We start from the raw sequence: 14159 nt of genomic DNA, 5'->3' as shown, positions 1-14159 counted from the left end.
AGGCGGCGGCCAGATGCTGATCCGAGGACGGGTGCGGGGCCGGGCGGGCCGGCCGTGGAGCCGGCGGCAGCGCCGGCGGCTGCGCGGCAGCCCGTCCGGGTCGCCGGCCGGCCGGGTCGCCGTCCCGGGGCGCGGGCGCCGGCGGCGCAGCCTCGAGGAGCGCCGGCGCCGGCGCAGCACCGCCTTCGACGTGCTCGCCGTCCTCGCCGCGCTCGCGCTGGTCGGCCTGGGGCTGCTGAACCTCGACCTCGTCGGCGAGCCGGGGCTGGCCGCCCGGCAGGGCGCGATCGCGGTCGGGGGAGTGCTCGCGCTCGCGGCGTTCTGGCGGGTCCGGGTCCGGTACCTGGGCGTGCTGGGCTGGGCGGCCTACGGCGTGGCCGTGGTGCTCCTCGTCGGCGTGCAGCTCGTCGGGCTCTCGACCAAGGGCGCCACCCGGTGGATCGCCATCGGGTCGGTGACCTTCCAGCCGTCCGAGCTGGCCAAGCTGGGGCTGCTGATGGCGCTGGCCGCGGTGCTCGGCTCGTCCCGGCCCCCGTGGCAGCGCTGCACCGCGGCGGTGCTGCTCGCGCTGCCGCCGGTCCTGCTGACGCTGCTGCAGCCGGACCTGAGCACCACCATGCTGCTGACCCTGCTCACCGTGGCCATGCTGGTGATCGGGCGCGTGCCCGCCCGTTTCCTGCTGCCCCTGGGCGCCGCGGCGGCGATCGCCGCCCCGTTGATGATCGCGCTGATGCGGCCCTACCAGCTGGAACGGCTCGGCACCTACCTGGTCGGCGCGGACGAGTCGTCCACCGGCTCGGGCTGGGCGCTGCGCCAGGCGCGCATCGCGGTCGGCTCCGGCGGCCTGTTCGGGCGCACCGACGACCCGCTGCGCGGTCTGCGGGCGGAGTACCTGCCGGAGCGGGACACCGACCTGGCCCTGGCCAGCCTGGTCGGGCAGTGGGGGCTGGTCGCCGGGGCCGCGGTCGTCCTCGCCGCGATCCTGCTCGTCTGGCGGCTCGCGCTGGCCAGCCGCGCGTCCCGCACCCAGCACGGGGCGCTGGTCGGCGGCGGGCTGGCGGTGCTGCTGGGCGTCGAGACCGTCGTCTCGGTCGGCGGCAACCTCGGGCTGCTGCCGCTGGCCGGCGTCCCGTTCCCGCTGGTCAGCTACGGCGGCACCGCGCTGGTCGTGCACCTGGCCGCGATCGGGGTGGTCCTGTCGGTCCGCCGGGACGGCTCGCGTCGGCGGCTGTGGGCGGTGCCCCGCTGGCGGAGCCCCCGGCCGCGGCTGGTCCGGCTCGCGGCGGTGGCGCTGTCGCTCCTGCTGCTGTCCTTCGGGCTCTACGGCTGGCGGTTGCAGCGCACCGAGGGCGCCCAGCTGCAGGGCGTCGCCCAGGAGCAGATGACCCGCTGCACGCGGCTGCCCGCGCCCCGCGGCGCGATCACCGACCGGCACGACGCCCCGCTGGCGGTGAACGCCGCGGACGTGGGCACCGGGGTCGACCAGGTGGTCGCCGTCCCCGCGCTGCTCAGCGACGCGGACGTCGACCGGCTGGCCCAGCTCACCGGGCGCCCGGTGGCCGACCTCACCGCCCAGCTCCGGACGGCGCCCCGGACGTCCCTGTCGACGGTGGTCGCCGAGGTACCGCGCCCGGTCGGCGAGGCGGTGACCGCTGCGGCGATCCCGGCGGTCCGGGTCACCCCGGAGCCGCGCCGGGCGTACCCGGAGGGCGCGCTGCTGGGACCGGTGCTCGGCTTCGCCGGGGTCGCGACGCCGGCGGACCAGGAGCGCTGGCCCGGGCTCGCCCCGGGGGAGCTCGTGGGCCGCGCGGGTCTGGAGCGGCAGTACGACGCGCTGCTGCGCGGGATCGACGGCCGCCAGTGCGTCTACGTCGACCCGAGCGGCGTGCCGGCCGCGCTCGGCCCGCTGCAGCTCCCCGTGCCCGGCGCGGACGTGCGGCTGTCCCTCGACCTGGGCCTGCAGCGGCAACTGGACGCCGGCCTCACCGCCGCCGTGCGCGCCCAGCCCCGGCCGCGCGGCAAGCTCGGCGCGGCGGTGGCGATGGACCCCCGGTCGGGGCAGGTGCTGGCCATGGCGAGCGTCCCGTCGGCGGACGACAACGTCTACGGCCCGCCGATCGACGCCGCCGCGCTGGCCGCGCAGCAGGAAGCCCCCGGCTCACCGACGCTGGAGCACGTCACCCAGGCCGTCGCGCCACCCGGGTCGACGTTCAAGCTGGTCGTGGCGGCGGCCAACCAGGCGCACCCGGTGTTCCGACCCCGCCAGGTGATCCCGACCGGCGCCGACTTCACCTACGGCGGGCACGTCTTCCACAACTGGAAGCCGATGGGCCCGATGGACCTCGTGCAGTCGCTCGCCATCTCCAACGACGTCTACTTCTACCGGCTCGCCGTCGCGCTGGGCGCCGGGACGCTCATCGACACCGCCCGGACGCTGGGGGTGGGGCAGCGCACCGGCATCGACCTGCCCGGGGAGTCGGCCGGGTACCTCGGCACGCCCGAGTCGGTCAAGGCCAAGGGCGGCGCCTGGTACGGCGGCTCCACCGTGATCCTGGGCATCGGCCAGGGCGAGCTGCAGGTGACGCCGCTGCAGAACGCCCGCTGGACGGCGGGGGTGGCGACCGGCGCCCTGGTCACGCCGCGGCTGGGCCTGGCGGTCGCGGCCGAGCGGGGCGCGTACACCGCGCTCCCCGGGGCCGCCCCGACGCCGCTGCCGTTCGCCGCCGAGCTGGGCCCGGTCCGCGACGGCATGCGGGCCGCGGTGACCGGCGGCACCGCCACCCGGCTCGCGGACCTGCCGCTGCAGGTCGGCGCCAAGACCGGGACGGCGCAGAGCGGCGGCCTGCCCGCCGACGAGTACGACAACTGGATCTCCGCCGCCGCCCCGATGGACGCCCCGGAGATCGTGCTGACCGCCTGGGTGCAGGGGCCGGGGAAGGGTGCCAACAGCGCGACCGCGGTGGCGGCCGACGGCCTCCGCTACTACCTCGACCACCGGGACGACGTGCTGGCCACGCCGCCGCTGCCGGGGCAGTGACCCGGGGCCGTGACCCGGGGCTGTGACCGCCCCGCCGGCCGTCAGCGGCGGGCGTAGGCCGACAGCAGACCGCGGTTGCGCAGCGCCTGGGCGGCCCCGTGCGCCACGCAGGTCAGCGGGGCGCCGGCCAGGGTGACCGGCAGCCCGAGGGACTTCTCCAGCTCGGCGGGGAAGCCCTGGGTCTGCGCGGAGCCGCCGAACACCACGACGCCGTCGGCCAGCACGTCGGCCAGCGCCTGCGGCGGGAGGTCGTCGAGGCAGGCGGCGAGCGTCCGCAGGACCTCCTCGGTGACCGGCCGCACCGCCTCGGCCACCTCCGCGGCCTTCACCGTGGCCAGCAGCGGCCGCCCGCTGAGGGCGTCCCGGCCCTGGACGACGAGCGGCTCGTCCGGACCGCCCGACGCGCGGACCTTCACGCTCTCCGCCTCCAGGTCGCCGACCTGCAGGTGGTGCACCTCGCGCAAGTACCGGAGCACCGCCTGGGTCATCTGGTCCCCGGCCAGCTTCGTCGACCGGGAGGCGAGCACGCCGCCGAAGCAGAACGCCACCGCCTCGGCCGTGCCGCCGCCGACGTCGACGACCAGGTGCACGCGCCGCTCGAGCGGGTCGATGCCGCAGCCCACCGCACCCGCGATCGCGGTGTCGAGCGCGACCACCGCGCGCAAGCCCGCCTCCTCCGCGGCCTCCAGGAAGGCGCGGTGCTCCAGCGCGGTCGACCCGGTCGGGACCCCGATCGCCGCCCGGCGCGGCAGCCCCCACCCCCGGCGGCCGGCCTTGGCCAGCACCGAGCGCAGGTAGGTGCGGGCGGTCTCCAGGTCGGTCACCACGCCGTCCTGCACCGGCCGGACCGGCACGAACTCCGCCGGGGCCCGCCCCAGCAGGTCCGCGGCCTCGCGCCCGACGGCGAACACCTTCTCCCGCCGGCCGCCAACCCCGCGCAGCAGCAGCACGGACGGCTCGTCGTGGACCACCCCGTGCCGGGCGTCGCTCACGACCGTGTTGCTCGTCCCCAGGTCGATGCCGAGGTCCACCGGTACCCCCTGACTCCGGTTGCCGCCCCAGTCTGGGGGTGGGCGGGGCACCGGTCCAGGCCTCTCGTCCCCGCACGGCGACGGGTGCGCGCGGTGGTCAGCTCCCGCCGAACGTGCGTCGTTCCAGCGCGACGGCGAGCCGGGGGTACCGGCGGGGCGCGAGCCGGACGAGCAGGTCGACGAGCTTCGCGTCGGTGCCGACCCGGATGCGCGGCGAGCCGGCCTCGACCCCGTCGACGATGATGCGCGCCGCCCGTCCGGCCGGCATGGTCAGCAGCTTCTCGTCGTAGACGCGGGCCCGGTGCAGCTGCTCCGGCGTCGGCTCCAGCCCCTGCGCCCGGGCGTCCCGCAGCGACGACGTGGCGATGGCGGTCTTCACGCCGCCGGGGTGGACGACGGTCACCTGCACCGGGTGGCCGGCGGCCAGCATCTCGGTGCGCAGCGTCTCGGTGAAGCCCCGGACGCCGAACTTGCTGGCCGTGTAGGCCGACAGGGTGGGCTGGGCGAAGTAGCCGTTGAGGCTGGAGACGTTGACGACGTGGCCGTCGCCGGAGGCGATGAGGTGCGGCAGGAACGCCTTCGTGCCGTGGACGACGCCGAACAGGTTCACCGCCAGCGTGCGCTCGTAGACCTCCCAGTCGGCCTCGAGCACCGTACGGCCGCCTCCGCTGACCCCGGCGTTGTTGTAGACCTGGTGCACCACGCCGAACCGGTCGGCGACGGCGGCGGCGTGGGCCACGACGGCGTCCCGGTCGCTGACGTCGAGGGGCGCGGCGTGCACCTCCGCGCCCAGGGCCCCGGCCCGGTCGGCGGTCTCGCGCAGACCCCGCGGGTCGACGTCGCTGACGGCGAGCCGGGCGCCGCGCTTGGCGAGCTCGAAGGCCAGGTTGCGGCCGATGCCGGAGCCGGCGCCGGTGACGACGGCGACCTTGCCTCGGACGCTGCTCATGCGGGCTCTCCTGTCCGTGCGGGCTCTCCGGTCCGTGCAGGCTCGGCTCCGCCGGCGGTCCGGACCAGGTCGGCGGTGAGCTCGACCAGCCGGTCGAGCACGCCGGGGGCGAGGTGGTGACCCATGCCGGGGACCTCCACGTGGCGGGCACCGGCGATCGCGGCGGCGGTGGCCCGGCCACCGCTGGGGTGCACCAGCAGGTCGCGGTCACCGTGCACCACGAGCGTCGGCGCGGTGATGCCCCGCAGCTCGGCGGTGCGGTCGCCGGAGGCGCGGATGGCGTCGATCTGCCGGGCCACCGGGGCGCCGGAGCCGGCGTCGCCGCGCCGGTCCCAGACCGCGGTCGCCCAGGCCCGCTCCAGGGCCTCGTCCGGCGGGAAGCCGGTGCCGCCGATGTGGTCCAGCAGGGACAGGTGCCGGGTCGCGGACTCCTCGACGGTGCGGGCCGGGGGCCGGGCCATGCGGACCAGCGTCGACCAGGCCGGCCGGCCGACCCGCCGGTGCCCGGTGGTGGAGAAGATCGAGGTCAGGGTGGCGACCCGGTCGGGGTGCCGGGCGGCGACGGTCTGGGCGATCATGCCGCCCATCGACATGCCGACCAGGTGGACCCGGTCGAGGCCGAGGTGGTCGAGCAGGCCCACGGTGTCGGCGGCCATGTCGGCCAGGTCGTAGGCGTCCGGCCGGGGCCGGGACAGCAGCTGCCGGACCCGGCCCGGGGGCGGGGCGTCGACCCGGCTGGAGCGGCCGGCGTCGCGGTTGTCGAAGCGGACCACCCGGAGGCCGCGGCCGGTGAAGCCCTCGACCATGCCGGCCGGCCACGAGGTGAGGTCCAGCCCCAGCCCGGCGACCAGCAGCAGCGGGGCGCCGTCGGCGGGTCCGTCGACGCGATAGCAGATCCGCGGTCCGGCGGGGAGGTCGACGAACCGGTCGGCGTCCGCCGCGGGCACCGCGCTCACGCCGGCACCTCCGTCCGGGCGCCGGCCCGGGAGAAGTGCAGCTCGGGATCGGTGACGCTGTCGGCGCGCAGCAGCTTCACGTCGCCCCGGTAGTCCATCGAGGTGAGCCACGGCGTCCGGTCGCCCTGCCGCGGCAGCCGGTCGACGGCGCGCTGCACGTAGCCGGCGGCGAAGTCCAGCAACGGCCGGGTGGGCATGGCCGGGTCGGCCGGCACGGGGCGGCAGACCTCGTAGCCGTGCGCGTCCATGTGGGCGAGCAGGCGGACGAAGTGCTCGCACAGCAGGCCGATCTTCAGCGTCCAGGACGCGTTGGTGTACCCGATCGCGTAGGCCAGGTTCGGCACCCCGGACAGCATCACGCCCTTGTAGGCGATCGTCTCCGACAGCTCCACCGGCGCCCCGTCGACGGTGAGCGCCACCCCGCCGAAGGCCTGCACGGTGAGCCCGGTGGCGGTCACGACGACGTCGGCCGGCAGCTCCCGGCCGGACTCCAGCAGCACGCCGGCCTCGGTGAAGGTGGCGATCCGGTCGGTGACCACCGAGGCGCTGCCCTCGCGGATGGCCCGGAACAGGTCGCCGTCCGGGACGACGCACAGCCGCTGGTCCCACGGGTCGTACGGCGGGTTGAAGTGCTCGTCGACCGGGTAGCCCGCGGGCAGCTGCTTGACGTTGAGCCACCGGATGAGCCGCCGCGCCGCCCGCGGGTACCGCTGGCAGAAGGCGTAGAGGAGCCGCTGCTGGGCGATGGACTTGCGGCGGGCCAGCGCGTGGCCGCGCTCCGGGCCGAGGCGCTCCTTCAGGGCGTTGGCGAGCACGTCCCGCCGGGGGACGGGCAGCACGTACGTCGGCGTCCGCTGCAGCATCGTCACGTGCCCGGCCGTGCCGGCCAGCGCCGGGACCAGCGTGACCGCGGTGGCGCCGCTGCCGATCACCACGACCTGCTGGCCGGTGACGTCCAGGTCCTCGGGCCAGGTCTGCGGGTGCACGACCGTGCCCCGGAACCGCTCCCGGCCGGGGAAGACCGGGGTGAAGCCCTCGTCGTAGCGGTAGTAGCCGCCGGCGCAGAACAGCCAGCCGGCGGTGAGCTGGACGCGCTCACCGGTGTCGGTGCGCTCGACGTCCACGGTCCAGCGCGCCTGCTCGGTCGACCAGGCAGCGGCGACCACGCGGTGGTGGTACCGGATGCAGGGGTCCAGGCCGTTCTCCGTCGCGGTCTCGCGCAGGTAGGCCAGGATGCTGGGCGCGTCGGCGATCGACTGCTCGTCCCGCCACGGCTTGAACTCGTAGCCGAAGGTGTACAGGTCCGAGTCCGACCGGATGCCCGGGTACCGGAACAGGTCCCACGTGCCGCCGGAAGCGGCCCGGGCCTCCAGGACGGCGACGCTCTTCCCCGGGTGCTCGACCTTGAGGTAGCGCGCCGCTCCGATCCCGGAGAGCCCGGCGCCCACGACGAGGACGTCGAGGTGCTCGGGGGTGGGCGGGGACGTGGCTCCGGTCATGGCTGCAGCTCCAGCTCGTCGGGTCCTGGGCCCCCATCCTGTGACGGGCGCGACAGCCCCGCCAGGCACGACCTGCACCAGATGCGGCGCCCGACGTGGCGATGTGCCCCACTACCGTGGGCTCGTGTCGGAGCCCCGTGTCGTGGCGTAGCCCGTCGCCCCGGGTGCGGGAGCTGATCCGCCAGGGCGCCGAGCTGGCGCTCAACCCGCCGGCCGAGTGGCTCGCCGAGCTGGACGCCGCGACGCTCAGCGGCGCCGCGCGGCGGCAGATCGCCGCCGACCCCGTGCTGGCCGCCGGCACGCGCCGGACCAACCGCTCCAACCTGCTGTTCTGGGCCGCCGCGAACGTCCGCGCCCCCGGGGAGCCGGTGCCGGCCAACGACACCGAGGCGCCGCTGGTGGTCGCGCGGGACCTCATCCGCCGCGGTCTGGACGAGTCGGCGCTGGACGCCTACCGGGCCGGGGAGGGCGTCGCGGTGCGGTTGTGGACGCAGATCGCCTGCGGGCTGACCACCGATCCCGACGAGCTGCGCGAGCTGCTGGACGTGTCGCTGCGCTCGATCGCGGCCTTCGTCGACGACACCGTCAGCGCCATCTCGGCGCGCATGCGCGCCGAGCGGGACGAGCTCACCCGCGGCAGCCACGCCGAGCGCCGGGAGACCGTCGTCCTGCTGCTGGAGGGCGCACCCATCACCCGCCAGCGCGCCGAGGGCCGGCTCGGCCACGCACTCGAGGCCGTCCACACGGCCGCCGTCGTCTGGACCGACGAGCCGGACGCCGACTCGCGGGAGCTCGACCGCGCCGCCGACGCCCTCGCCGAGGCCGCCGCCCAGCCGCGGTCGCTGAGCATCATCGCCAGCGCCGCCACCCGGTGGGTGTGGGTGCACGGCCGGCCCGACCGCGACCGGCTGGCGGCCGCGCTCGACGGGCTGCCGGCGGTGCGCATCGCGCTGGGCTCCCCGGCGCCGGGCGTCGACGGCTTCCGGCGCAGCCACCTCGACGCCCTCACCACCCAGCAGATGCTCGCCCGGCTCACCTCGCCCTCGCGGCTCGCCGCGCACGACGAGGTGGAGCTCGTCGCGCTGCTGACCGCCGACCCGGAACGCCCCGACCGCTTCGTCACGCGGACGCTGGGCGACCTGGAGAGCGCCCCGCCGGAGGTGCTCGAGGCGCTGCGGGGGTTCATCGCGGCGCAGTGCAACGCCTCCCGCGCCGCGGCGCGGTCGTTCAGCCACCGCAACACGCTGCTGCGCCGGCTCGCGCGCGCCGACCAGCTCCTGCCCCGTCCGCTCGCCGAGCACACGGTCGAGGTCGGGGTCGCGCTCGAGGTGCTGCGCTGGCGCGGACGCCCCTGACCGCCCTCCTCAGGACCGGGCGCGGCCGGCCGTCAGCAGGTGCAGCAGCGCCCGGGCGTACGCCTCGGCGGGGGAGGGGCCGTTGAACCCGCTCGTCACGCCGTCGATGCGCACCGTGACCCGGTAGCCGTCGCCGGTGGGCGCGAGACCGGCGAACGCCGCGCCGAGGAGCTCCCGCAGCTGGTGCTCGGCCGGGAGCCACAGCGTCTCGGCCTGCTCGATCGAGTCCAGCGCCCACTCGGTGGTGCCGTTGAAGCCGATCACCGGCCCGGCGGGGAACTCGTGCACCTCGACGGTCATGTCCGACAGCACGAAGACGTCGGCGTCCATGTCACGGTCGGGGACGACGAAGCTGTCGCCGCGGGCCGGGGTCCACTGCAGGCCCGCCTCGTGCAGGGCGCGGGCGGTGGCGACGGAGAGCACGCCACCATCCTCCGCCGTCCCCGCGGTTGGAGCGGGATCGGACCCGTCCGTCCGAGGGTGGGCCCCGCCGCCCGGAGGAGGCGCTCGTGAAGCTGCTGCGGGAGACCGTCGGCCACGGGTACGCGCAGTTCGACCTCCCGGTGCCGCCGTACCTCTCGCGGAACACCGTGCACTTCGGGGGCGACAGCTGGGTGGAGGTCACCGTGGTGCCCGGGGGCGCGGCGCCGGCGCGGTGACCGGCGGTCAGTGCGGCTCGTCGGTCTCGCGGGAGTCGCTGAGGGTCAGGGCGCCCACCCCGGCGACCAGGCCCACGACGACGGCCAGCGCCGCGTAGGTGATCCGCTCCCCGGAGAAGAACGAGGCGACCAGGTCGGCGCTCCACGTGCCCGCGGGCAGGGAGACGGTCACCAGGGCGGCGATCAGCGTGCCGACGACGGCGGTGCCGACGCTGGTTCCGACCTCCTGGGCGGTGTCGTTGAGCGCCGCGCCGACCGACGTGCGGTTGCTGGGCATCGCGCTGACCAGGGCGACCGCGCAGATGGTCATCACCGTGCGCAGCCCGACGGTCAGCACCACCAGGCAGACCGCGATCGCCGGGTAGCCGTGGTCGACCGCTCCGGCGAGGCCGGCGAGGGCGCCGGCCAGCAGTCCCGCGCCGATCAGGCAGGCGACGCGGTGGCCGAACCGCTTCGCGAGGAACTCCGAGACGGGGGTCGCGGCGATCATCGTGAGGATGAGCGGGAGGTTGGCCAGGCCGGCGCGCACGGGGCTCCAGCCGTAGGCGTACTGGAAGTGCAGGATCAGCCCGAACATGACCGCGGCCATCGCGATCGAGGTGCCGATCTGCGCGACGGCGGCGCCGCGGACCGTGCCGTCGGCGAAGACCCGGAGGTCCAGCATCGGCTCGGGGGTGCGGCGCTCGTGCCGCAGGAAGGCGGCGAGCGCGAGCAGCGCGCCGAGCCCGGAGCCGCCGGTGGGGAGCGAGAGCCAGCCGTGCTCGACGCCGCTGGTGAGCGTGTAGCAGGCCAGCCCAATCGTCGCGATGCTCAGCACGGCCCCGGGCAGGTCCAGCGCGTCGCGGGTCAGGTCCTCGGGCCGGTCGGCCGGGACGCCGAGGCGCACCCCCACCCACGCGACCAGCGCGATCGGGGCGTTGACGACCAGCAGCCACTCCCAGCGCACGTGCGCCAGCGCGGTGCCGCCGAGCAGCGGCCCCAGCACGAAGCCGGACATGCCGACGACGATCATCACCGTCATCGCCCGCATCCGCAGCGCCTGGTCCTCGAACAGCCGGAAGACCAGCGAGTTCGTGATGGGCGCCATCGCGGCGGCCGCGACGCCGAGTGCCGCCCGCAGCGCGATCAGCTCGCCCGCCGTCCGCACGGCCAGGACGACGAGGCTGATCGCGCCGAACGCGGTCAGCCCGACCAGCAGGACCCGCCGGCGCCCGAGCCGGTCGGCGGCGGAGCCGGCGGTGAGGAGCAGCCCGCCGAACGTGAGCGAGTAGGCCCCGGTGACCCACTGCAGCCCGGTCGTGGTGCTGCCCAGGTCCCGCCCGATGGTGGGCAGGGCGATGGTGAGCAGGGTGTTGTCGACCATCTCCACGAAGAAGGCCAGGCAGAGGGCGAGCAGCGGGATCCACGCCGCCCGCAGCGAGGTGTAGGTGCGGGCCGGTGCGGTCCCGACGGCGGTGGTCACGGGCGCCTCCCAGAGATCGAACGCCGTTCGACCATCGAACGACGTTCGAGAGACTAGAACGCCGTTCGATCCATGGCAAGATGCTGGTCATGGCAGGTCCTCAGCCCGTGGCCGGACGCGCGGCACCCGGCACCCGGCGCCGCGCGTCGCACTCCCTCGAGGCCGTGATCGCGGAGGCGGTCCGGCTGCTGGACGAGGCCGGTGAGCCGGCCCTGACGTTCCGCGCGCTGGCCGGCCGGCTGGGGGGCGGGGTGGCGAGCATCTACTGGTACGTGGCCAGCAAGGACGAGCTGCTGGACCGGGCCAGCGACCACGTGCTCGCGGAGGTGCTCACCGCGACCGAGCGGTTCACCGGGGGCGACGACCCGATCGCGGACCTGCGCGCGATCGCGGTGACGTTCTTCGACGCCATCGTCGTCCGGCCGTGGCTGGCGGCCTACTTCATGCGCGACACCGAGCTGCAGCCCAACGCGCTGCGGCTCTACGAGCGGCTCGGTGAGCAGGTGATGGAGCTGGACCTGACGCCCCGGCAGCGCTTCCACGCGGTGTCGGCGGTGCTGGGCTTCGTCGTCGGCACCGCCGCCGACCTGGGGCAGCAGCCGCCCCAGGAGGTGGTCGACGGGCTGATCGGGCGCGAGGCGTACCTGGCCCGGTTCGCCGACCAGTGGCGCCGGCTCGACCCGGCCGAATTCCCCTTCGTGCACCACGTCGTCGACGAGTTCGCCGGCCACGACGACGCCGACCAGTTCCGCGCGGGCCTCGACCTGCTGCTCGCCGGGCTGCGCCTGCAGGCCGGGGGCTGAGCTGCCCGCCCCGGGAGGCCTTCACGGTGCGGAAGACCCGTCGCGGCGCGGCGCCCGGGCGGAGCAGGCTGCCGGACGTGAGCAGCGATCCGCAGGCGGGCAACGGCGAGGCCGGCGAGTACCACCCGGGCCGGGAGGAGGGGTACACGACCGACGGCGTGCTGCACCTCGAGGAACCGGCGGCCCCGGTGGACCTCGGCTCGGTGCACGAGCCGGCCCGGGACACGCCGGTCTACGCGGAGACCGACGTCCTGGTCGTCGGCGGTGGCCCGGCGGGCACCGCCGCGGCGATCGCCGCCCGCCGGGCCGGGGCACGGGTCACCCTGGTCGAGCGCTACAACCACCTCGGCGGGCTCTCGACGGGTGGTCTGGTCATCTGGATCGACCGGATGACCGACTGGACGGGCTTCCCGGTGATCTCCGGGTTCGCCACCGAGATCCTCGACCGGCTGCCGTCCGACGCCGTCGCCGGTGCTCCACGGGACCTGTGGGGCTCCACCGACCCGGCGCACGTCGCGCACTGGCAGGAACGCCTCGGCGCGGCCCGCGAGACGGTGACCTGGTCGCCGATGGTCGACCCCGAGTGGCTGAAGACGGTCTCCGCCGAGCTGGTGCACTCCGAGGGCATCACCCTGGTGCTGCACTCGTGGGTGGTCGGCACGATCCGGGAGGGGCGGACCGTCCGGGGCGTGCTGTTCGAGAGCAAGGAGGGCCGGCGGGCCGTCCTGGCGAAGGTGGTCATCGACACCACCGGCGACCTGGACGTCTGCGCGGGCGCCGGGGTGCCGTTCGAGTCCGACGTCGACCAGCAGGAGAGCCCGGTCGCGCACTGCCTGAACACCAGCTGGATGTGGGCGGGCGTCGACTTCGGCCGCTGGCTGGAGTTCCGCCGCACCGATCCGCGGGGGCACACGGCGCTGATGGCCGCCGCGCGGGAGGCACTGGGCTACGTCGAGCGGCCCTTCGTCGGCTGGCGGGACGACGTCGCGGTGTTCCTCGGGCCCCGGCTGTCCGGCTACAGCGGCCTGGACGTCGCGGACCTGACCGCGGTGGAGCTGGAGTCGCGGCGGCGGATGCTCGCCCACCTGGAGTTCTTCCGGGCGCACGCGCCGGGCTTCGAGCGGGCGTGGGTGGTGCTGTCGGCGCCGCAGCTGGGCATCCGGCACACCCGTCGGCTGATCGGGCGGCACCGGATGGCCCGCGCCGAGTGGACGGCCGGCGTCGTCCACCCCGACGAGGTCGGCGTCTCGCCGTCCCCGTCGCAGAAGTTCGCCAACATCTCCGTGCCCTACGGGGCGCTCGTGGCACGGGACCTCGACAACGTGCTCGCCGCGGGGCGGCACATCGCGACCGACCCGGCGACCCAGGCGTTCATGCGGGAGATCCCGCAGTGCTGGATGACCGGCCAGGCCGCGGGGGTCGCCGCCGCGCTGACCGTCGCGACCGGCACGACGACCGCGACGGTCGACGTCGGCCAGGTGCAGCGCGAGCTGCTCCGGCAGGGGGCGCACCTGCGGCCGGCTCCCGCCGCCGTCCCCGCCGGGTGACGCTCAGCGGAAGTAGGCGAAGGTGCGGAACTCGATGCTGTGCCGGGGTTCCGCACCCCGCCCGGCGGGGTCCGGGAAGGCGGCGTGCGGCGCGGCCCACGCCCCGCTGCGGTCGGTGTCGCCCAGCTTGATCAGCAGCACCTCGTCCCGGGTCATCCCGGGGAAGTACCACCACTCGTGCGCGGGGGAGTGCAGCGTCTTCCAGCTGCTGCCCACCGGCCTCAGGTGGTCGACCGGGCCGAACGGGTCCGCCGGCAGCTCGTCCACGAAGTACGTGGGAACCGGCGCGCCGTCCCCGGGGACGATCGTCCGGGCGTCGCACAGCGCCAGCGGCCAGTCCTGCGGCGGCGGGCTGAACACCCGCCAGGTGCTGGTGACGACCGCGCGCCGGTAGCCGGGCCCGTCCGGGAAGTGCCGGGCGTAGGCCCGGGCCACCATGCCGGGCACGTGGTCGGGGTCGTAGTCGACGTGCACCCCGGCGGCCGGCGGCTGCGCGCCGTGCTCGGCGGGGGCGACCGAGCGGCGCAGCTCCCACCCGCGCGAGAGCACCTGGTCGGCGCCCAGCTGCTCCTGCACGAACCCGCAGACCTCGGCGACGTACGTCGACGCCAGCTGCGCCGGGTCGGTGAAGTCGCTGACCGCGCTGCGGTGGGCGTGGACGGCGAACCCGTGCACGTCGAGGGCGAACGAGCCCTGCACCGGCCGCCCGTCCCGCACCGTCACCGGGTGCTCCTCGGAGCGCACCGTGGACGCGCGGCCCTGCGGGGCGATGAACTGCCGGATCAGGGTGCTGCGCGGGTCCAGGAACGCCAGCTCCGCCCGGACGGACGGCGACCCGTGCGCGGTCACCGGTCCGCCGTC

At 75.8% G+C, this 14159-nt stretch carries 12 protein-coding genes; 5 read left to right on the top strand and 7 right to left on the bottom strand.

Annotated elements, in window-relative coordinates:
• Positions 1-13 precede the first annotated feature (13 nt).
• Positions 14-3037, top strand: coding sequence for an FtsW/RodA/SpoVE family cell cycle protein (locus AB0J00_RS14845; RefSeq protein WP_357745743.1), 3024 nt, complete (start codon positions 14-16; stop codon positions 3035-3037).
• A gap of 41 nt (positions 3038-3078) precedes the next feature.
• On the opposite strand, the gene AB0J00_RS14840 is transcribed toward AB0J00_RS14845, so the two are convergent.
• From AB0J00_RS14840 to AB0J00_RS14825, 4 genes are all read right to left on the bottom strand, one after another.
• Positions 3079-4068, bottom strand: a complete 990-nt coding sequence (locus AB0J00_RS14840; protein ID WP_357745740.1) for a rod shape-determining protein — start codon at positions 4066-4068, stop codon at positions 3079-3081.
• 97 nt (positions 4069-4165) lie between these two features.
• Positions 4166-5017, bottom strand: a complete 852-nt coding sequence (locus tag AB0J00_RS14835) for an SDR family oxidoreductase (protein WP_357745737.1) — start codon at positions 5015-5017, stop codon at positions 4166-4168.
• Positions 5014-5973, bottom strand: a complete 960-nt coding sequence (locus tag AB0J00_RS14830) for an alpha/beta fold hydrolase (protein ID WP_357745733.1) — start codon at positions 5971-5973, stop codon at positions 5014-5016. Before AB0J00_RS14830 ends, AB0J00_RS14835 begins: the two co-directional genes overlap by 4 nt.
• On the bottom strand, positions 5970-7472 hold the full coding sequence (locus tag AB0J00_RS14825) for an NAD(P)/FAD-dependent oxidoreductase (RefSeq protein WP_357745731.1): 1503 nt from the start codon (positions 7470-7472) through the stop codon (positions 5970-5972). The genes AB0J00_RS14830 and AB0J00_RS14825 overlap by 4 nt, the downstream gene beginning before the upstream one ends.
• A 164-nt stretch (positions 7473-7636) precedes the next feature.
• Here AB0J00_RS14825 and AB0J00_RS14820 point away from each other — a divergent pair, with 164 nt between their 5' ends.
• Entirely contained in the window at positions 7637-8827 is a 1191-nt protein-coding gene (locus AB0J00_RS14820; RefSeq protein ID WP_357745729.1) for a PucR family transcriptional regulator, read from the top strand.
• Between the two features lie 9 nt (positions 8828-8836).
• Here the strand turns inward: AB0J00_RS14820 and AB0J00_RS14815 are convergent, their stop codons facing one another.
• On the bottom strand, positions 8837-9250 hold the full coding sequence (locus AB0J00_RS14815; protein WP_357745726.1) for a hypothetical protein: 414 nt from the start codon (positions 9248-9250) through the stop codon (positions 8837-8839).
• A gap of 86 nt (positions 9251-9336) precedes the next feature.
• Here AB0J00_RS14815 and AB0J00_RS14810 point away from each other — a divergent pair, with 86 nt between their 5' ends.
• Positions 9337-9486, top strand: a complete 150-nt coding sequence (locus AB0J00_RS14810) for a hypothetical protein (RefSeq protein WP_357745724.1) — start codon at positions 9337-9339, stop codon at positions 9484-9486.
• A 7-nt stretch (positions 9487-9493) separates the two neighbouring features.
• On the opposite strand, the gene AB0J00_RS14805 is transcribed toward AB0J00_RS14810, so the two are convergent.
• A complete protein-coding gene (locus AB0J00_RS14805) occupies positions 9494-10948 on the bottom strand; it encodes an MFS transporter (RefSeq protein ID WP_357745723.1) in 1455 nt (484 codons plus the stop codon).
• A gap of 89 nt (positions 10949-11037) precedes the next feature.
• Here AB0J00_RS14805 and AB0J00_RS14800 point away from each other — a divergent pair, with 89 nt between their 5' ends.
• Both AB0J00_RS14800 and AB0J00_RS14795 read left to right on the top strand, forming a co-directional pair.
• Positions 11038-11751 (top strand): TetR/AcrR family transcriptional regulator C-terminal domain-containing protein, encoded by a 714-nt coding sequence (locus AB0J00_RS14800; RefSeq protein WP_357745720.1) that lies wholly within the window; start codon positions 11038-11040, stop codon positions 11749-11751.
• Positions 11752-11828: 77 nt separating this feature from the next.
• Positions 11829-13298, top strand: coding sequence for an FAD-dependent oxidoreductase (locus AB0J00_RS14795; protein ID WP_357745718.1), 1470 nt, complete (start codon positions 11829-11831; stop codon positions 13296-13298).
• A 3-nt stretch (positions 13299-13301) separates the two neighbouring features.
• On the opposite strand, the gene AB0J00_RS14790 is transcribed toward AB0J00_RS14795, so the two are convergent.
• Complete coding sequence (locus AB0J00_RS14790; RefSeq protein ID WP_357745717.1) at positions 13302-14147, bottom strand: CmcJ/NvfI family oxidoreductase; 846 nt, start codon at positions 14145-14147, stop codon at positions 13302-13304.
• Between the last annotated feature and the right edge of the window lie 12 nt (positions 14148-14159).

Origin of the sequence: Modestobacter sp. NPDC049651 (genome assembly GCF_040659695.1) — a bacterium.
Lineage (GTDB): Bacteria > Actinomycetota > Actinomycetes > Mycobacteriales > Geodermatophilaceae > Modestobacter.
The sequence above is the reverse complement of the archived record's forward strand: the minus strand, read 5'-3'. Positions and strand labels throughout refer to the sequence as shown.

Coding starts and splice junctions, on each gene's coding strand:
- AB0J00_RS14825 (WP_357745731.1), bottom strand. CDS start 7,472: ATGACCGGAGCCACGTCCCCGCCCACCCCCGAGCACCTCGACGTCCTC.
- AB0J00_RS14845 (WP_357745743.1), top strand. CDS start 14: ATGCTGATCCGAGGACGGGTGCGGGGCCGGGCGGGCCGGCCGTGGAGC.
- AB0J00_RS14835 (WP_357745737.1), bottom strand. CDS start 5,017: ATGAGCAGCGTCCGAGGCAAGGTCGCCGTCGTCACCGGCGCCGGCTCC.
- AB0J00_RS14800 (WP_357745720.1), top strand. CDS start 11,038: ATGGCAGGTCCTCAGCCCGTGGCCGGACGCGCGGCACCCGGCACCCGG.